Source organism: Enterococcus sp. PF1-24 (assembly GCF_029893325.1).
Lineage (GTDB): Bacteria > Bacillota > Bacilli > Lactobacillales > Enterococcaceae > HY326.
The window spans coordinates 1-18,595 of sequence record NZ_JARXWL010000010.1 but is presented as its reverse complement, the minus strand read 5'-3'; the positions used below and the strand labels follow the sequence as shown (position 1 = coordinate 18,595).

The following is an 18,595-nucleotide window of genomic DNA, read 5'->3' as shown; positions in this document are numbered from 1 at the left end:
GCTTTAGCCTCGCGAGCTTCACGATTTAAACGCGCTTGTTTAGCTTGACGCTCTTGCTCTTGGCGCATTTTGTCTTCTAATTCGCGTTTTTCTTGTTCAGCTTTAGCTTTTTTCGCTTCAACCGCTAAACGAACTTGTTCCCGTTTTAAATCAGGATTGAGATGATTAACAATCGTTGCTGCTTCGATTTCTTCTAACGCTTGACCGACGCTTTTTACTGATTCAAATTCATCAATCGTGGCTTTGGCACCCGCATCTAATTCGTGGGCTCTTTTACTTGCTAAAATTACTAAAGAATATTTAGAATTTATTTGATTCAACAAAGAATCAATGGAAGGTTTTAACATCATGGCTTTATATCTCCTTTATCATTTCTTTATATTTACCGATGACCCGTTTCACAGAAAAATGCTCACTGGCAATAATATTTTTAATTCGCTCAACAGCTAGATCGACTTGGTCGTTGACTACCGCATAATCATAAAGAGACATCATCTCAATTTCCGCTTTAGCGACTTGCATCCGCTCTTCAATCACTTCCGCTGAATCGGTTCCCCGACCAACAATCCGTGATTTCAACTCGGCTAAATCCGGCGGGGTTAGAAAAACAAATACGCCATCCGGCACTTTTTCTTTCACCTGTTGTGCCCCTTGAACTTCGATTTCTAAAAAGACATCCTTACCGGTTGCTAAAGTTTGATTGACATAAGTCCACGGTGTGCCGTAATAATTCCCGACATATTCCGCATATTCCAGCATCTCGCCAGCTTCAATCATCGCTTCAAATTCTTCCCGTGTCCGAAAATAATAATCCACACCTTCAACTTCACCTGCTCGCATTGGACGAGTCGTCATGGAAATTGAATATTCAAACTCATGATTTGTACTTTCAAAAATAGCTTTACGCACCGTGCCTTTTCCAACTCCGGAAGGGCCAGATAAAACAATTAACAATCCCCGTTCTGACATAACGACGTCCTTTCCTTATAAAAGCAATCACTTTTCTTCAAAAATCATTCACAAAGTGACTATAATCACCGGCAAAAACCAGCATCAATTCAGTGAAAAAAAGCTAGCTCTCACAGCTAACCGCTAAACAATGTACTCAATCTCTATTGTGCACTTTTTTCAGACAATTTTCAAGGACTTTGTGAAAATTTATCTGCTGTACGGAGTGAAAAAACTCCCCATACCAACTATTTTTTCACTTTTATAAAAATACACGCCATTAAACTGTAGCAAAACAATGGGTTAGGGTTTCAACAAAGGTTTCAAAAGAAGCTATCTGACTTAATCTGTGAACATTTTGCTCGTCAGTACAAATCATCGCCAAATCATCAAAAATCTCTCGAAAAACATGTCGATTAGGATAGTTAATTGATATCAAAAAGACTAACGTGACTTTGCTATTCTCCCACTGAAAACCATTCGGATTAACAGCAATTGAAATACTGGTTTGCTTGGCATTCATTGTTAAGGAATGAGGAATTGCAACGGAGCCAAAAGCAGTTGAAGAAAGCTTTTCACGTTCCATCACTTGAGAGAAAAATTGTGCATCCACAATTCCTTCTTCTTCCATTTGATTACATAGTTCTCTTAGCAAATCATCAGCTGACATACTTTCAGTTTTATAGCAAAAACGGTTCTCATCAACAATTGATAAAAAATTACTAGCAAAGCGATCACGTCGCTTCTTTTCTTTAATATCAAAAATTTTAGCGGTAACTTGTTGGCGATCTTCTAAAGTGAAAAAAGGATTGATAATCACACAAGGTGTAGTTACAACTTGATTCAGTTTAACTGCTGAAATAATTAATTCCGTTTCAATATATTGTAATTCTTTTTCATTAGTTAAAATATTTTGAATATCTAAGTCCTCGGCAAAGTTTTTTTGTAATTTCTCTAAAATTTGAATATTCATGTTGTAATACAACGGAACCAAAATCGTGCAATTAATTTTGCTAGTTCGTTGTTTTTGAACCTCTAGAGCGTAACCTAAATGAAAGGCAATATAAGCAATCTCATCTTCACTAATAGTGTAGTTTACTTCTTTTTGAATGACGTGGGAAACTTGTACTGCACAATCATAAATAAGCGGACATTCTTTTTTTAAAGTCTCAGTCATGGGGTTGCGACTGGCGTAGCCATTATCTAAACGATAAAGCAAATTTTTCAAATGTAGAGTAAAACGAATTAAAAATTCCGATTCATTATTATCAATAAAATAAAGTTCATGAACTTTTTCCAATATTTTAGTGACTAAATTTAAACAACGCTGATCCGCTACTCCAGCCAAATCTTCGCTAGAAATTTGAGTGAAATTAACACTCGTACCATTAGCAGAAATCAGCAAAGCTAAGTCACGAATTTCTTCATTGGGAAAATAAATATCATAGTGACTTGCTACATGGCTAGCCACCTCCTCCGCAATTTTATAAACCTCAGGAGGAATTGATTGCGGTGAAAGCATTTCAACTTCCGAAAATTGAAAATTACTTCTCATACGATCCACTGCAATCGCTAAATGAATCACAATATTCGTTAAAGCATAGTCATTTGTAAAAAAATCATAATTTGAAAACACTTCAGCAACAATTTCTTTTATATAATCCAAATCAAAATCAGCGAAACTCTCTTGTAATTTTGTGATATCAACAAAATTATTATCTACCTCAGAAAGTAATACGGTATGGATTAATTGCCGTTTCGCTTTTTCAGTGCCAAATAATTGTAAAGTATCTTTCGTTTGTTTGATTTCTATTGACTGCTCGGCACATTGTTTTTTCAATTTTTTTGCATCGTTTAATAAAGTTGATTCACTGATATACAGCTCACCAGCTAAATCATAAATTGAAAGAGGTTCCTCTGTTGAAATCAATTTTAACAAAAGAAAAGCCAGTCGTTCAGAAGGGGTCTCAGGAATGCTTTTTTGTGTTGCATTTAAAAAAATTGCTAATTTATCAATATCCACTCGATAACCTTTATTTGATGAAATAATGACACCTGGTGCCAAACTTTGAATATCAGAAATGTATGTTTTTATTGTTCGCTTTGATAAGGCAAATTTTTCAGCCAATTGACTGGAAGATAACCAATGATGCTGTTCACTTAAGAATTGAAGTAGATTAATATACTTTGCTTTCACTTACTATCATCCTTTCTTTCACCCCAGTGGTGCAAAAAAATATTTGCTTCACCGCTAGATATTATCTATAGTATAACCATGATTGATAGCGCTATCAACATTAAATTAAAAACGGAGGAACAACAATGAAAAAACTAAATGTTTTACTAGTCTGCGGTTCAGGTGCAAGCTCAGGTTTTATGGCAGCTAACATTCGGAAAGCTGCTGCAGAAAAAAGTTTGGATATTAAAATCACCGCTCGTGGTGAAAGCGAAATCGAAAATTACATTGATGAAATTGATGCACTAATGGTAGGTCCACACTTAGCTTATATTCTAGAGGAAGTTGAAGAATTTGTTGGTGATGCACCAGTCAAAGTTATCTTAATGAAACCAGAATATTACGCTACGTTAAACGGCGAAAAAGCCTTAGAACATTTGTTGGCAGAAGTTGAATAATCTTGAAATGGGGATATCAAAATGAAACCTTTAATTAATTGGTTGGAAAACAGCTTTACACCAAAAATGAATAAAATCAATCATAACACTTGGATTGTCACGCTAAAAGATTCAATTATGCAAGCTTTACCTTTAATCTTTTTAGGCTCTGTTTTTTGTATGTTAGCTATCTTAAATGAATATTTCCCAAGTCTACCTAATTTTTGGGTTCCTTATGGTTGGACGATGGGGATGATTTCTCTAGTTATTTCTTTCTTAATTCCTTTTAATTTAATGGAAAAGAAACGTTTAAGAAAACAAAGAATTAATGCGGGAATGTCTGGAATTATTTTATTTCTAATTATCATTTCTCCACAAGTTATCGCTGACGGCCAACCTGGCTTTAGTCACAGTGCACTTGGAGCTGGCGGAATGTTTGTTGCTATTGTTGCTGGGTTATTTGCTGGCTTTGTTTTAAATCTATTTGGCAAATTTTCATTTTTCGGTGAAGAATCAGTCATCCCAGACTTTGTACGTTCTTGGTTTGACGCAATGTTACCAATTGGTATCGTTGTTTTAATCGGTTGGATCTTAGTTGATATTTTAGGCTTTGATGTTTATAACGCTGTACCGGCCGTCTTCATGCCTTTACAAAATGTTCTTGAAACACCATGGGGCTTCTCACTAATTATGTTTGTTGTCTGCTTCTTATATTCACTAGGCATTTCTACTTGGGTATTAACACCCGTTTTAAACCCTGTTCTATTAGCAGCTATCCAAGCAAATATTGATGGTACTGCATTGAACTTAGTAACTGACCCTACAATATATTCCGCTTACTTATGGATTGGCGGTATCGGTTGTACAATGCCACTAGTCTTTATGTTAATTCGTTCAAAATCAAAAAAATTAAGAGCTTTAGGAACTGCTTCAGTAGCTCCAACCATTTTCAACATTAATGAACCTGTTGTTTTTGGTTGTATCGCTTGGAACCCTATCTTAATGATCCCAATGTGGCTTCAAGGCCTGATTTTACCTTTAATTGTTTGGTTATTTACAAAAGTAATTGCTTTTGCACCAATTCCAACAGTAATGTTTCAAATGTGGTACTGCCCATTTCCGATTGCTACTTGGTTAACAACTGGAACAATTTCAGGAATCTTATTAATGTTACTAATTTTTGTTGTTGCAACAATCATCTGGTACCCATTTTTCAAAACTTATGAAAAACAAGAATGTGAAAAAGAGGCTAATGAAGCTTAGTTTTTATAAATAAACTGTAAGAAAAGAGGAGTGATTAAATGGTTAAAGAACTCGTTGTTCAAAATGCCATGCAAATCATTTTGCACGCAGGTGATGCAAGAAAACATTGCATGGATGCTTTAAAAGCAATTGAAACTAATAATTTTGAGTTAGCTGAAGAAAAAATGGTTTTAGCCAATGAATCAATTGTTCAAGCACACCATGTTCAAACAGACGCAATTACTGAAGAAACTTCAGGGGCACAAGGAGAATACTCTGTTCTATTCACACATGCTCAAGATACTTTAATGACGATTTACAGTGAAATTAATATCGCCAAGCGTTTATTAGCTATTTTCAAAAATTATGATTATCGTATCCAGCAATTAGAAAATAAATTAGAAAGTAGGGAAGATGATGAATAAAGTACCTAGCGGATTTCCCAAAGACTTTTTATGGGGTGGCGCAATTGCCGCAAACCAAGCAGAAGGTGCTTGGGATATTGACGGCAAAGGCTGGTGCGTAGCTGACATTAATGAATTTCGTGATGATATAGACTTAGAAAAAAAATCTAACATGGAAATGACCACGACCTATATCAAAGATGCAATGACTAACACCGATGCTATTTTCCCTAAACGTTGGGGAATTGATTTTTATCACACTTACAAAGAAGATTTAAAATTACTTGCTGAATTAGGTTTAAAAACTTTCCGCACTTCGATTAACTGGGCAAGAATTTTTCCAAATGGTGATGAAACAGAACCAAATGAAGCTGGTTTAAAATTTTACGATGACTTATTCGATGAAATTATCAAAAACGGCATGGAGCCTATGATTACCATGTCTCATTATGAAATTCCAATTCATTTAACAACCGCTTATAAAGGGTGGTACTCAAGAGAAGTTATTGATTTCTTTATTCACTACGGTAAAGTAATTTTAGATCGTTACCATGGTAAAGTAAAAAAATGGATTATTGTTAATCAAATTAATTTAATCATTCATGAATCTTTTAACCACCTTGGCATTGCTGAAGATGTTGTTGATGATTTATTATCTGCAAAATATCAAGGGGTTCATAATGAAATGGTAGCTAGTGCTTTAATTACAAAATACGCTCACGAAAACTATCCCGATAACGAAATCGGCATGATGCTTTGTGGTGGACCTTCTTATCCAGCCACTTGTAAAGCTGAAGATGTTTTAGCTACTTTAAAGCTGAATCAAATGGAATATTTCTTTGCGGATGTTTTATTACGTGGGTACTATCCTGGCTATGCTTTCCGCTACTTTGAAGATAAAGGTATTAACGTGACCTTCGAACCTGGTGACGAAGAAGCTCTGCAGCATACCGCTGATTTTATGTCATTCTCTTATTATTACACACAAATCTGTGATAAAGACTCATACGATAAAGATTTAGGCCCTCATAGAAATAAAGAATTGGATGCAAATCCTTGGGGCTGGGCGATTGACCCAACCGGTTTGAGAATTTTATTAAATGACTTCTACGACCGCTATCAATGTCCGATTTACATTACCGAAAATGGCGTTGGTTATTTTGATAAATTAGAAGACGATCACGTTCATGATGATTATCGAATTGACTATTATCGTGATCATATCGCAGCTATGAAAGAAGCGATTAAAGACGGTGTTGATTTACGCGGATACTACACTTGGGGGCCAATTGATATTGTTAGTTGTTCGTCTAGCGAAATGAGCAAACGTTATGGCTTTATTTATGTAGATATTGATGATTACGGTAAAGGCAGCGGAAAACGGTTGAAAAAAGATAGCTTCGCTTGGTATCAAAAAGTAATTCAAAGTAACGGTGAAAATCTAGCATAGATAAAGGAGACGAACATGAAAAAATTCAAAATATGGGGTAGTCTTTTAATTATAAGTACCTTTTTAGTTGGCTGTGCTTCAAATCCAGAGCCAGAAACCACCACTCAAGAATCCAGCGTTACAGAAACTACTGAAACAGTTTTTTACTTTGTTCGCCATGGGAAAACAATGTTCAACACTACCAATCAAGTACAAGGTTGGGCCGATACGCCTTTAACTGAAGTTGGTGTCCAAGGTGCACAAGATTTAGCTAAAGGTCTTGCAGAAGTTCCTTTTTCATTAGCTTTTTCAAGCGATTTAGGTCGCGCTGTGTCAACTGCAAATTATATTCTTGAAGAAGGTGAACGAAATCAATTAACCCTTCAACCATTATCTGGTTTACGAGAATGGAATTATGGTGGTTATGAAGGTCGCGATAATTCTGAAATGTGGCAACCAATTTTTGAAGCGCAAGGTTTAACTTTTGATGATGATTGGTCTCAATATGCAGAGTTAACAGAAAAGCTTTCCGATGCAGATATTGCTAACGAAATCGCTAAAAATGACCCTACCCAAACAGCTGAAACTTATGCTGAAATTGTAAAACGATCTGAAGAAGCAATGAATGAGATCATTACAGCAAGTGAAAAAGCTGGGGGTGGCAATGTTTTAATTGTTGCGCACGGTAGTGAAATTCCGACTATCTTAGAAATTTTAGTTCCTGGTGGTTATAAAGGTGAATCGATTGGCAATTGTAGTGTCACAACCGTTCGAATACACGATGGTGAATTTACAATTGAAAAAATTGGTGACACTAGCTATTTAGAAAATGGTGAAAAAAAATAACTTTAACAATAAAGAGCGTGAAAAAATAAATTTTTTCACGCTCTTTATATAGTTCAGTACTGCATAGTCAACTCTTTTGCCAATGCCAAACAGCCAAAGGTCCCTGCATTATCCTCTAAAGCCGGTGTTACAATATAATCCACTAAATCAGGGGTTGTCACATAACCTTGCAACAATTCTGTAAAAGCTTGATGAACTTTTTTCATCATATGGTGTTGTTTCATAACACCACCACCAAAAATAATCACATCGGGTGATAACATTAAGGTTGTATTGTACGCACATTGGGCGATATAATTGGCTTCAATTTCCCAATATGGATCATCTTCTGTTAAGTCTTGGCCTTTCTTTCCTAAGCGTTTTTCAATCGCTGGGCCAGCTGCCATGCCTTCTAAACAGCTCCCGTGGAAAGGACAACTGCCGCTGAAATCATCAGCTGGATGGCGTTGCACCAGCATGTGACCCATTTCCGGATGGCTGAACCCTTCAATAAAACGGCCATCTTGCAAAGCACCACCGCCAACACCGGTGCCAATTGTATAATAAACCACGCTACTTAAACCTTGTCCCCGACCCATTACATACTCACCATAAGCAGCCACGTTAACATCCGTAGTCCAAGCAATCGGTAAATCGAAATGTTTCTTCAACTCCCCGACAAAATCATAATTTTGCCATGCTAATTTAGGGGTTGAAGTAATATAGCCGTAAGTAGCTGATTCCCGATGAATATCAATCGGACCAAATGAACCAACACCTATTGCACCTAAGTTTTTTTGATATTTTTTGAAAAATTCTACAACTAACGCCATGGTCTCTTTTGGTGTAGTTGTTGGAAAATTTACTCGTTCTTGTATGTTTAACTCTTCATCGGCAACAGAACACACAAATTTTGTGCCACCGGCCTCTATCGAACCATAAATCATTCTTATCCCTCTTTCTGCAAATTAAATTCACCGCTATTTAAGGAGAATTTGACTTTACTGTCAGCAGTCAAAATGAAATCACGGCCTTTTTCTGTTTCATAAAAAGTCATGGTCATGGTTTTGCCACCATTTAGAAAAATTTCAATGGCAGAAGTATCACGAAAAATTTCGATTTCTAGTGGTTGCTGATTTAAAGCCAACTTAACGCTTCGTTCTGTTAACATTTCTTTTTCTGAACCAGGCAATTCATAGCCGATATTTTTTCGTGACATTGTAAAACAAGTTTCTGCCGCGTCATAACTTAATTCTACTGCTTCTGTAGCACTTTTGGCATATTGCAAATTGATTTTTGTCGCCTGCTGCATATCAATCACTAAATGCAAATAATCTTGCTCTGCAATACAGTCTTTCAATTCATAGCTTTGCGCTTCTAAGTCCTTCACCGCTAACGCTACCTCTTCTTCAATCGCTTGATAGATTGTAGCTATCGGTTTTTGCACAAGACAATTATTTTCAACATGTAGTTCTCTTGGTAAGGTCATGGACCCAGCCCAACCATGTTTAAATTCATTCGTCGGCATCCGCCGATCCCACATTTGCATCCAGGCTACCATCATACGTTGCCCTTGAAGGTTTTCACAAGTTTGCGGAGCATAAAAATCCAACCCACAATCAATTTCATGATAATTTTCTGTTGAAAAATGCCCAGTTTCCCAATCTACTTCACCGATAAAAGCTACTGTAGAGCTGGTATTTTTATAAGAATAGCCATCTTCTTGCATTTGAATAGGTGAAAGAATTAAAACATCTTTGCCATCTAACTCAAATAAATCCGGACACTCCCACATAATCCCTTGGTTCACTTCTCCTGTTAATAAAACCGAATAAAAGTCCCAATTCAACAAATCACTTGAGCGGAACAATAATATTTGCCCACGGGCATCTGCTGTTTTAGCCGCTACTACTGCATAATAAGCATCGCCTTTTTTAAAGATTTTAGGATCTCGAAAATCTTCTGTCGAGGCAATCCCCTTTAACTGTTCTTCGTCGATAATCGGATTGCCTGCATATTTTTCAAAATGAATGCCATCTTCTGAAACAGCTAAACATTGAATTTGGCGCATTTTACCATCTTTTTTATTACAGCCGGTGTAAACCAAATATAATTTACCCTCTTTTTCAATGGCGCTACCCGAAAAACAGCCTTCATTATCATAACTTTCACTGGGGGCTAACGCCACTGGCAACTCTTCCCAATGGACTAAATCACGACTTTTAGCATGTCCCCAATGCATCGGTCCCCAAACACTATCATAAGGATAATATTGATAAAATAAATGATATTCTCCTTTGAAATAAACAAAACCATTAGGATCATTAATCCAGCCAATCGGTGCCATCAAATGATACTGATTGCGATAATCAGTAATCACCTCTTTAGCGTGCCCCGCAATAAAGCGGTTGGCTTTTAAAAGCTCTTGCAACATCAACATTTCACTCCTACTTAATTCCCGTACCAGAACCACCTAGTCCTTGAAGAATATATTTTTGTGCGACAACATAAACAATAATTAATGGTATCGTCGAAATCGTTAAAACCGCCATTACTTGATTAATATAAACTGGTTGCGTAGTGTTAATCGTGGTAATCGCAACTTGCATAGAAAATTTGCTTCGGTCAGTTAACACCATCAGCGGCCAAATATAGTCATTCCAGCTACCAATAAAAGATAACACGCCTACTGTAGCAATTGCCGGTTTTGACATTGGCAACATAATCCGGAAAAATATTCTAACAATACCTGCTCCATCTAATTTAGCAGATTCAATAATCTCTTCTGGAATGGCAATAAAGAAATTGCGAAACAGATAAATATTAAAGGCACTGGCCATCGCTGGCAAAATAACTGCTAAACGATTATTAACTAAACCTAATGTATTAATGATAGTAAACTGTGGAATTAGCACGGTTTCCATCGGTACAATTAGCAACGCTAATAAAACACCAAAAATAAATTTCTTGCCAACGAAATTAAGCTTAGCAAATGCAAAACCAGCTAAAGAATTGACAATAATTGAACCAAAAGCAAAGGTTAACCCATAAAAAATACTATTTAATAAATAAGTTACGATGCTAAACCGTTCAATCACTTCCTGATAAGTTTTAAACCAATTAGTGGGATTTAAACTGGGTAAGAAAGCCTTTAAAGAAGAAAGGTTGTTATAAACATCAGCTTCAGGTTTCATGGAAGAAACCACCATCCAAATCATCGGAAAGATAAATAAAGCAGCTAACAACAGTAACAAAGCATATTCAAGAATCGTCATGGGTCCAAATTTTTTTCTCATGCTTCTTCATCCTCCTTAACCAGTTTTCTTTGAGCAATCGTTATTAGACCGATTACAGTTGTAAAGACTAAGGCAATCGAGCTTGAGTATCCCACTAAGCGATCTGTAAAGCCTGTTTGATAAATGTAGTAAACCATCGTCATCGTTGACCCCATCGGCCCACCTTGCGTCATAACCATTGGTTGAACAATTAATTTGAAAGCTGAAATCAAAGTGGTCAATAAAATAAAAATAGTAGTCGGTTTTAATAGTGGCATCGTGATATAGCGAAACTGTTGAAATTTTGAAAAACCATCAATTTCAGCTGCTTCATAAACATCTTGCGAAATATTTTGCATCCCGCCTAAAAATAGCAACATTTGATAGCCTGCCCCTTGCCAAGCAGAAACAAAAACAATCGTATACATCGCTTGTTTGGGACTAGTTAAAAAGGGCTGACTAGCAATTCCGATTTTACTAAGTAGAGTATTAATTAACCCTTCATTAGGATTCAATAAATACAGCCATAAAATCGAAATAACAACCAATGACATTACCACTGGCGCAAAGAAAGCCACTTTGAAAAACATGTTGCCTTTTCGTTGTTTATTAATAATTAAAGCCATCCCTAAGGCAGCTCCCAGTTGAACAGGAATAATCCAAATCACAAATTTCGCAGTATTCCAAATACTTTTAATAAAAATCGGATCACTAACTAACCTTTTAAAATTATCTAAGCCAACAAATTGGCGAGCATCTGGTGTTAATAAATAATAATCAGTAAATGCATAATAGACCACCATCGCAACAGGTATAATCAAAAATATAATTATTAATAATAGCGCCGGTGCTAAAAAGCTATACCCTAGTATATTTTCTTTAGCCGTAGGTTTTTTTAACATTTATTAAAGCCCCCTTTACAATTAAAGACTAAGACATCAATTATAAACAGTCAGACAATCACATCAGTTGAAACTAATACTCGTTTAAAATTTATGCCTTAGTCACTCTTAAATTTATCCCTTGAATCTAAAAAGAAATCTTTTTTTCATTTCACTTCAGAAGTTGAACAAGTCTTTCTGCTTTTCTTTATGTCTAGCTACAGGGCTTTGCACCACTCGACAAAGTGAAAATAAAATTCGCGATAAAAATCATCGCTATAATTTGATTCTGCACTTTGCTCGGGTGCAGAACAAACCCTTCTGCTTTTCTTATTTCAAAGAATTGTTGATTGCTTGTTGCATTTCGGTAGCACGGCTGTCGGCGATTTTTTGAACGTCGGGATTTTCTTCAAAATAACTGACATCTTGAATAGCTTGTTGGAAGGCTCTCGAAACTTGTGGATAAGCCACTACAACCGGACGTGCATGACCAGAAATTTGATTTTGTTCCATTAAAACTTGCATGCCTTCAGAAACTTCATCTTTGATCAATTCAATTGTTGAATTTCTGATTGGTAAAACACTATTCCCTAAACTAATAATTTTGCTTGATTCTGTGTTGGTCGCAAATTTGATAAACGCTGCTGAAGCATCTTTTTTCTCTGTTTTCGTCGTCATTGCTAATTGCCAGCTACCCGTTGGCGAAACTAATTGCTTCGTCTTATCAGAAACTGGATAGGGTAAGATACCGTACTCGATATCTTGATAATTTTCATCTAAATCAGCCATTGCCCAAGAACCACTTAACAACATTGCATATTTGCCAGTTTCAAAGCCTTTTTCAATAGGACTAATTGTTGTATACTCTTTTTCTACTAAATCTTGGACAAATGATAGAGCTTCAACTGTTTTTTCTTCGTTAAAATAGCCTTCAGCTTCAGTCCCCGTTTCATTAACAATTTCACCACCGTTTGACCAAACAAAAGGTGTATAAGCATAAGTTAACATTTCGTCACTAGAAGCCAGTTGCATATCAATTGCTGGAGCTTGATATTTATCTGTTAATTTTTGACAAATTGCTTGAAACTCGCTCCAAGTCCACGGATTTTCCAAAGTCGGCATTTCTTCAGCGGTAATACCAGCTTCTTTAAACAATGCTTTATTATAATAAATTCCTACATTTGATTCTGAAAAACCAAAAGCATACATTTTTCCATCGTAAGTTCCTTGCTGAATAATACTATCTAATACATCATCCATATCGGCGTCTTCCAAGTATTCCTCCAAAGGCGCAATCACACCGGAATGTGCGTAAGCAGCTGTATTCGGTCCATCCAAAGTAATAATATCTGGTAAACTATCTGTTGTAATCGCTGCATTTACTTTATCTTCATAACCACCACCGCTGCCGCTACGAGGAATATATTCTGTTACTGCTTTAAATTCACCTTCATATTCAGCATTAAAATTTTCAACAACTTCTTCCCACGCTTTTCCTTCTGGCGTTTCATCAGAAAACTGAACCCAAACCTTAATTTCTCCCGGATCACTACTGCTACTAGCTTCTTTACTACCGCCACAACCAGCTAATCCTCCTAACGCTAAAGCAGTTACTGTGGCCATTGACATTAATCTTTTCTTCATCATGTATCCTCCTTATTTTTGAAACGTTTCCGATTTTGTTTTAAAAAAGTGGAAACGTTTCAATTTCCACTTAAAAGATACCATCGAAATACTTGGCTGTCAAGATTATTTAAAAAAAATATTTACTATTGTGCTATTCCTTATTACGCAAATAAAGAGCTAATTTTAAAAAATTAGCCCTTCTCCTTTATTATTTTGTCGTTTCTCCTCCATGGAAAAAGACTGGTAAAATCACTCTTTTAGGCGGTTCTTCATTTAGAATCATCGCCATCAAGGTTTCTACTGACGTTTTTGCCATCTCTTCAATCGGTTGCACAATTGTTGAAATCAAATAATCCCGCTCCTGAGAAATTTTCACACCATCAAAACCGATAATTTGATAATCCGTTGGCGCTTGTTTCCCTAACTTTTTCATAACTTTGATTACATCCAAAGCCATGTAATCATTAACAGTAAAAATTCCATCAATATCGAGATTGTTAGTAAAAAATTCAGTAAGTTGCTGCTCCAACTGTTGAATCGGCTCTGGCATATCTAAAGTTTTCACTGGCAAACCCTTTTCCTCACAAACATTATAAAAGCCAGCTTTACGATTATTGGTTTCATTAGGATAAGGAGAGGTACCACCTACATAACATAAGCTTTTACAGTTGCGATTCAGCAATTCTTGAGCTGCAATTTGCCCGCCTACATAATTATCCGCTGTTACATAAGAAATCGGTTCAGAGAAATGTCGATCAATACTGACAAAAGGTAAGTTAGAGGATACGTATTTATCAATATCCGAATAAGTAATGCCTATAATGCCATCTACTTTATTCTGTTTAATCATTTGAATGTATTCTTTTTCTTTTTCAGCATTTCCGTTGGCGTTACATAGAAATAACTTATAGCCATTTTGACTCAAAGTTTCTTCCACATAGTAAGCAAATTCAGAGAAAAAAGGATGCCAAATAGTTGGTAAAATCAAGGCAATTGTATTACTACGATTAGTTTTTAACCCACGAGCATACTCATCAGGCTCATAATTCAACTCCGCAATGGCTGCCATGACTTTTACTTTTGTTTTATCTTTAACTTTTACGCCGTTGATTACTCTTGAAACTGTACCCACACCTACTTCCGCCAGTGCTGCTACATCTTTCATCGTTGCTTTCATAAATTTCGAAATCCTTTCCAACCTATCTTCATTCAAACATTATAGCAGAAAACTGAAACGATTCCAAATTCATTGGAATTAAAAAGCCTCTAAAAGAAAATCGGCTCCTATCGCCTGATTTTCTTTTAGGGCTTCCCTACCTACTCCACGTTCTGAATTTGCTCGCGAATCTTCTCTAAAATGGTTTTCAACTGAACTACCATGTTTTTAATTTCGATGTTGGTGCTTTTTGAGCCAATGGTGTTGACTTCGCGATTCATTTCTTGAATTAAGAAGTCCAACTCTCGCCCGATTGGTGTGGTTTTCTCTAGCATTTGCGCTAAGCTCTGTAGATGAATATTTAAGCGATCTAATTCTTCGTGAATATCGCCCCGTTCAATTAACAAAGCGATTTCTGTTAACAGGCGGTCTTCAGTGACTTTATCCCCTAACCACTGGCGCAGTTTCGATTCAAAACGTTGTTGGAAATCGGCTTCATAACTTTCATTGAAAGTTGCTAAATTATTGATTACCTCCAGCAACATTTGACGATTTTCTTCTAAAACAGCCTGGATGCCTTGACCTTCTTGGGCACGGCTTTGATTTAGGTTAGTGGCGGCTTGTTTCACCGCTGTGATTACTAAGTTTTCCAACTCTTCCACGTTGCCTTGTTGCTCTTCAATAGTGATATAAGCATCTTGGGTAACCAAAGTAGGCAACACTTTTTTCAGAATTTTTTCTGATGAGCTTTCAGGCATCCCCACTGCTAGTTCAGCTAATAAACTATTAATCAACGGCCACTGCACAACGACTTCTTTAGTGGCGCTGGCTTTTTCTTTTAAATTAACAAAAACTTCCAAGCGACCTCTTTGGATATTTTCTTTGATTTCTTGGCGAATCGTTAATTCAAAGGGGTTAATTTGCCGCGGTGCGCGAATTTGCATATCTAAAAAACGGTGATTAACGCTTTTGATTTCCACATCAATTAGATAAATTTCTGATTCTAAAGTTGCCTTGCCAAAACCAGTCATACTTTTCATAATTAGACTTCTCCATTCTCCATTTTTTTTAGTGCTGCTTGTAATGCTTGAAATTCTTCGTTAGATAAAGTTACACCTTTGCCCATTTTTTCATGTTCTGGTGCCCAATCTCGCAAATCGAATTTAGCGGGTCGACCATTCCAACTGACTAAATTTAATTCCTTGCGCCAACCTTTCGGATTTTCCGATAAAACGGCGATTTCTTCTAAAATTTCATAAGAAAAAGCTTCTGCCACAACTGCTCATCCTTCCTCTGTTTGATTAATCTCTAATAAAAAGCCCGCCAACATCATCTGAACTGGAAATAATTTATATACGGTTAATAGTTCGTTGCACCAAGCTGTTCCTTGCTCCTGCAACTGTTGATAAGCCCAAAAAATCTGTTTTTCTTCGGCTAAAGGGCTGTTTTCTCGATAATACTTCTGCAGCCACTCACTTAAAGACAACTCACTATGGACCGCGCCAGCTTCTCGTCGGGAAAGAGCTGCTTTAAACTCACTTTCATTATAAACAACCGTCGGGTCAATGGCGAGTAGTTTCCCGATTAATTCATAGAAAACCAAGCCACAATTTTCCCAAACAACGGCCTTACGATAAAACTTACGCAATTTTTTCAACATTTCATCAATTGGCAGTATATTTTCTTTGCCTAACCAATTTTGCCATTTTTCATAAAATTTTCGCCAATCTTCTTCAAAATTACTAGTTAAAGTAAAACTGTACCAGTAACCTTGCAAGCGACCAAAGGTTTTTAAAGTTTCCAAATAACCTAACTGCAAATTATCTTGCGAGCGCTCAGGGGAAAATAGTAGAAACGAACCTAAAGACCACGGGCTATGGAGCGCCAACTGATTGACTGCCGCTGGTTTCGTTACGATTTTAGTTATCCCGGGACCTTTGACGTCCACCGCTAAACAGTCAGTTACCTCTTTTTCGTAAAGCAAATCCACCGGAAGATTGTTGCGGTAACCGCCGTCAATATAGGCTTCCCCCTTGATTTTTTGCGCCGCCATCGCGGGAAAAAAGGAAGCTGAAGCCAATAACCACTGCAACCATTCCTCTTGCGTGGTCTCTTGATAAGTAATCACGGTTTCTTTTAAGCCCCGTAAGCGGGTGGTAACAAAAGAAAAATCAACCTGCTTCGCTGCCATTTTTTCATGAGAAACTAAACCCTTTAAAATTTTCTGCAAAGGTGCCGTGGAAACCCCTTGATGCACTAGCGCATGACTAGTCAAAGAAGCAATTTGTGCGATTAAAGCTTGCAAAGTTTCGGTTTTTTCCGCTGCGGCGGGAAATTGCAACACACCTGCCGTCGCTAAATCTTGCCATAACTCTTTCGCCGCTTCAAAATCACCTTGCGCAAACAAAGCACCATTTAACGCCCCGACTGACGTGCCACTGACTACTGCTATCGGCAGTTCCAGCTCTCGCAAAGCTTGCCATACGCCAATTTGATATGCCCCATGGGAGCCGCCACCACCAAAAGCCAATCCCCACTTCACTGTTATTTTTTTCGTGAAAACTTGCCCGTTTTGCTGGAAACCTGCCGCCAATAAGTTTTCTGACCAAAAAGTCCCTTGAGATTTTGAAAAATCTAAGCGAATTTCTTTTGCAAATAAAGCTCGTGCCGCTTGTTCCAGCCAGACAACTATTTTTTGTTGTGAAAATAAATCAGTTGCCAATAAATTTTTAACGGTGCAGATTCCGCTTGCAACTTCCACTTGTATAAAAAACCGCTGACCCGCGTTTTTAACTAAATAGCTTTCGCCTTTTTTCGCGCCAAGCGCCAATTCTTTGCGACCTTGGGCATGACTATCGTAAAAAGGCAACAGCAATTGACTAGCTTGCAATTTTGGAAACCACTGCTGATTTTCTGAAAGGTAGAGTTTCGTTAATTTCAAGAAGATTTCCCTCCTTTAAAATAGTTTGATTATGGCTATTTTAACAGAAAATCAACTGTTTCGTGGAGATTTCCACCGAAATTGGTTGTAATTTTTTTATTGACAGTCGTAAATTAGTGTGTGATAACCTAATAGTTAGCTAGCTAATTATATAGGAGAGAATGACTTATGGATAACTTTAATTTTATTGATCGCCCCGATAATCAGCGGATTGAACTTATGAATCAGGCTTACGCTGAGCTGAATTCCCAAATGGTCGAATTATTTATTGATTTTCAATGGACTTATCGCAATATGCAAAAAATTTACGATACCGTCCTTGATAAAAACGACCTTAGTGAATCAAGATTTATCATTCTGATGTTTTTAAAACAGGCACCGAATCGCAGCTTGCTGCCTTCTGTCATCGCCGATAAATTAGGCGCTACCCGTGCCACCGTCAGTAAATTATTAAAAGCTATGGAAGCTAAAAATTGGTTAACCAAGACAGCGTCTCCTGACGATAAACGTTCCTTATCGGTTCAGTTGACCGCAGAAGGCTTACAAGTTTTAGATAATTTTCTGCCTAAAAACTTTCAGATTGTAAACACGATCTTCAGCGACCTATCTAATGAAGATATCCAGCAATTTTCCGCCCTATTAAACAAAATTGGAAAAGGCACGAAAAAAGGTGCCCAAGAAATGGAGCAATAAATCATGGAAAACAAAAAAATCGAATTACTAGAAACTTACCTTAGTTTGTACATCAATCATTTTACCGTTTTAGAAAATATGGACAATGCCGATTCACCTTACGTGGTGCTTGATGTCCGCAATGCACCTGCCGCAGTGAAAAAGGACCAAATCAAAGGTGCGCTAGCAATTCCTGCTAAAGAGTTAGCTAGTCATTTAGATGAATTAGATAAAAGTAAAACTTATGTGGTTTACGATTGGACAGGCGGCACAACTTTAGGAAAAACTGCTTTGCTTATTTTATTATCTGCTGGTTTTGAAGCTTATGAACTTGCCGGAGCCTTAGAAGGTTGGAAAGGCATGAATTTACCAATCGAAACATTGTAAAAATTAGTGAACAAAAAGGGGCTGTGACATAAGTAAATTATGTTCGTAGTTTCAAAAAAAAGAAATTCTATGAAAACCATTATGGTTTTGTGGGATTTCTTTTTTTTTAGGTATGATTTAATTATTATTATCTTACTTTTGATAGTTTCATCATATTTATTGCGGTAATTAAAATGCCAGATTGCTTTCTGACTTT

General features: G+C 36.8%; 18 protein-coding genes and 1 pseudogene. 7 read left to right on the top strand and 12 right to left on the bottom strand.

Annotation, left to right across the window (positions count from 1 at the left end):
• Positions 1-50 precede the first annotated feature (50 nt).
• From rpoZ to M2139_RS06120, 3 genes and pseudogenes are all read right to left on the bottom strand, one after another.
• Positions 51-350, bottom strand: a pseudogene (gene rpoZ / locus M2139_RS06130) (DNA-directed RNA polymerase subunit omega); the annotation flags it as partial.
• 4 nt (positions 351-354) lie between these two features.
• On the bottom strand, positions 355-969 hold the full coding sequence (gene gmk, locus M2139_RS06125; RefSeq protein ID WP_280737987.1) for a guanylate kinase: 615 nt from the start codon (positions 967-969) through the stop codon (positions 355-357).
• 259 nt (positions 970-1,228) lie between these two features.
• Positions 1,229-3,145: a BglG family transcription antiterminator gene (locus M2139_RS06120; RefSeq protein WP_280737988.1), complete on the bottom strand. Its 1,917-nt coding sequence runs from the start codon at positions 3,143-3,145 to the stop codon at positions 1,229-1,231.
• A gap of 125 nt (positions 3,146-3,270) precedes the next feature.
• Between M2139_RS06120 and M2139_RS06115 the strand changes: the two genes are divergently transcribed.
• The 5 genes from M2139_RS06115 to M2139_RS06095 are packed head-to-tail and all read left to right on the top strand — an operon-like array spanning position 3,271 to position 7,482.
• Positions 3,271-3,582, top strand: coding sequence for a PTS sugar transporter subunit IIB (locus M2139_RS06115; RefSeq protein ID WP_280737989.1), 312 nt, complete (start codon positions 3,271-3,273; stop codon positions 3,580-3,582).
• Between the two features lie 21 nt (positions 3,583-3,603).
• The gene (locus M2139_RS06110; protein WP_280737990.1) at positions 3,604-4,824 is read left to right on the top strand and encodes a PTS transporter subunit EIIC; all 1,221 of its coding nucleotides are present in this window, start codon (positions 3,604-3,606) and stop codon (positions 4,822-4,824) included.
• A 38-nt stretch (positions 4,825-4,862) separates the two neighbouring features.
• Complete coding sequence (locus M2139_RS06105; RefSeq protein ID WP_280737991.1) at positions 4,863-5,228, top strand: PTS lactose/cellobiose transporter subunit IIA; 366 nt, start codon at positions 4,863-4,865, stop codon at positions 5,226-5,228.
• Complete coding sequence (locus tag M2139_RS06100) at positions 5,221-6,657, top strand: glycoside hydrolase family 1 protein (protein ID WP_280737992.1); 1,437 nt, start codon at positions 5,221-5,223, stop codon at positions 6,655-6,657. Before M2139_RS06105 ends, M2139_RS06100 begins: the two co-directional genes overlap by 8 nt.
• 15 nt (positions 6,658-6,672) lie before the next feature.
• Positions 6,673-7,482 (top strand): histidine phosphatase family protein, encoded by an 810-nt coding sequence (locus tag M2139_RS06095; RefSeq protein ID WP_280737993.1) that lies wholly within the window; start codon positions 6,673-6,675, stop codon positions 7,480-7,482.
• A gap of 53 nt (positions 7,483-7,535) precedes the next feature.
• Here the strand turns inward: M2139_RS06095 and scrK are convergent, their stop codons facing one another.
• The 9 genes from scrK to M2139_RS06050 all read right to left on the bottom strand — a co-directional run bounded on the left by scrK (position 7,536) and on the right by M2139_RS06050 (position 17,340).
• Positions 7,536-8,408 carry a fructokinase ScrK gene (gene scrK, locus M2139_RS06090; protein WP_280737994.1) on the bottom strand — a complete coding sequence of 291 codons (873 nt, stop codon included), beginning with the start codon at positions 8,406-8,408 and terminating at the stop codon, positions 7,536-7,538.
• A gap of 2 nt (positions 8,409-8,410) precedes the next feature.
• Positions 8,411-9,895 (bottom strand): glycoside hydrolase family 32 protein, encoded by a 1,485-nt coding sequence (locus M2139_RS06085; RefSeq protein WP_280737995.1) that lies wholly within the window; start codon positions 9,893-9,895, stop codon positions 8,411-8,413.
• Positions 9,896-9,908: 13 nt separating this feature from the next.
• Positions 9,909-10,757 carry a carbohydrate ABC transporter permease gene (locus M2139_RS06080; RefSeq protein ID WP_280737996.1) on the bottom strand — a complete coding sequence of 283 codons (849 nt, stop codon included), beginning with the start codon at positions 10,755-10,757 and terminating at the stop codon, positions 9,909-9,911.
• Positions 10,754-11,638 carry a sugar ABC transporter permease gene (locus M2139_RS06075; RefSeq protein ID WP_280737997.1) on the bottom strand — a complete coding sequence of 295 codons (885 nt, stop codon included), beginning with the start codon at positions 11,636-11,638 and terminating at the stop codon, positions 10,754-10,756. Before M2139_RS06075 ends, M2139_RS06080 begins: the two co-directional genes overlap by 4 nt.
• Before the next feature lie 309 nt (positions 11,639-11,947).
• Complete coding sequence (locus tag M2139_RS06070; protein ID WP_280737998.1) at positions 11,948-13,264, bottom strand: ABC transporter substrate-binding protein; 1,317 nt, start codon at positions 13,262-13,264, stop codon at positions 11,948-11,950.
• 187 nt (positions 13,265-13,451) lie between these two features.
• Entirely contained in the window at positions 13,452-14,420 is a 969-nt protein-coding gene (locus M2139_RS06065; protein WP_280737999.1) for a LacI family DNA-binding transcriptional regulator, read from the bottom strand.
• Positions 14,421-14,560: 140 nt separating this feature from the next.
• A complete protein-coding gene (locus M2139_RS06060) occupies positions 14,561-15,439 on the bottom strand; it encodes a YicC/YloC family endoribonuclease (RefSeq protein WP_280738000.1) in 879 nt (292 codons plus the stop codon).
• A 2-nt stretch (positions 15,440-15,441) separates the two neighbouring features.
• Positions 15,442-15,675, bottom strand: a complete 234-nt coding sequence (locus M2139_RS06055) for a YdbC family protein (RefSeq protein ID WP_280738001.1) — start codon at positions 15,673-15,675, stop codon at positions 15,442-15,444.
• A gap of 6 nt (positions 15,676-15,681) precedes the next feature.
• Entirely contained in the window at positions 15,682-17,340 is a 1,659-nt protein-coding gene (locus M2139_RS06050; RefSeq protein WP_280738002.1) for a patatin-like phospholipase family protein, read from the bottom strand.
• Positions 17,341-17,508: 168 nt separating this feature from the next.
• Here M2139_RS06050 and M2139_RS06045 point away from each other — a divergent pair, with 168 nt between their 5' ends.
• Positions 17,509-18,033 carry a MarR family transcriptional regulator gene (locus M2139_RS06045; RefSeq protein ID WP_280738003.1) on the top strand — a complete coding sequence of 175 codons (525 nt, stop codon included), beginning with the start codon at positions 17,509-17,511 and terminating at the stop codon, positions 18,031-18,033.
• Positions 18,034-18,036: 3 nt separating this feature from the next.
• The gene (locus M2139_RS06040; protein WP_280738004.1) at positions 18,037-18,399 is read left to right on the top strand and encodes a rhodanese-like domain-containing protein; all 363 of its coding nucleotides are present in this window, start codon (positions 18,037-18,039) and stop codon (positions 18,397-18,399) included.
• Positions 18,400-18,595: the final 196 nt, after the last annotated feature.

Excerpts from the sequence above, each read along its gene's own strand:
- gmk (WP_280737987.1), bottom strand. The coding sequence starts at position 969 with ATGTCAGAACGGGGATTGTTAATTGTTTTATCTGGCCCTTCCGGAGTT.
- M2139_RS06115 (WP_280737989.1), top strand. The coding sequence starts at position 3,271 with ATGAAAAAACTAAATGTTTTACTAGTCTGCGGTTCAGGTGCAAGCTCA.
- M2139_RS06110 (WP_280737990.1), top strand. The coding sequence starts at position 3,604 with ATGAAACCTTTAATTAATTGGTTGGAAAACAGCTTTACACCAAAAATG.
- M2139_RS06105 (WP_280737991.1), top strand. The coding sequence starts at position 4,863 with ATGGTTAAAGAACTCGTTGTTCAAAATGCCATGCAAATCATTTTGCAC.
- M2139_RS06100 (WP_280737992.1), top strand. The coding sequence starts at position 5,221 with ATGAATAAAGTACCTAGCGGATTTCCCAAAGACTTTTTATGGGGTGGC.
- M2139_RS06095 (WP_280737993.1), top strand. The coding sequence starts at position 6,673 with ATGAAAAAATTCAAAATATGGGGTAGTCTTTTAATTATAAGTACCTTT.
- scrK (WP_280737994.1), bottom strand. The coding sequence starts at position 8,408 with ATGATTTATGGTTCGATAGAGGCCGGTGGCACAAAATTTGTGTGTTCT.
- M2139_RS06085 (WP_280737995.1), bottom strand. The coding sequence starts at position 9,895 with ATGTTGCAAGAGCTTTTAAAAGCCAACCGCTTTATTGCGGGGCACGCT.
- M2139_RS06080 (WP_280737996.1), bottom strand. The coding sequence starts at position 10,757 with ATGAGAAAAAAATTTGGACCCATGACGATTCTTGAATATGCTTTGTTA.
- M2139_RS06075 (WP_280737997.1), bottom strand. The coding sequence starts at position 11,638 with ATGTTAAAAAAACCTACGGCTAAAGAAAATATACTAGGGTATAGCTTT.
- M2139_RS06070 (WP_280737998.1), bottom strand. The coding sequence starts at position 13,264 with ATGATGAAGAAAAGATTAATGTCAATGGCCACAGTAACTGCTTTAGCG.
- M2139_RS06065 (WP_280737999.1), bottom strand. The coding sequence starts at position 14,420 with ATGAAAGCAACGATGAAAGATGTAGCAGCACTGGCGGAAGTAGGTGTG.
- M2139_RS06060 (WP_280738000.1), bottom strand. The coding sequence starts at position 15,439 with ATGAAAAGTATGACTGGTTTTGGCAAGGCAACTTTAGAATCAGAAATT.
- M2139_RS06045 (WP_280738003.1), top strand. The coding sequence starts at position 17,509 with ATGGATAACTTTAATTTTATTGATCGCCCCGATAATCAGCGGATTGAA.
- M2139_RS06040 (WP_280738004.1), top strand. The coding sequence starts at position 18,037 with ATGGAAAACAAAAAAATCGAATTACTAGAAACTTACCTTAGTTTGTAC.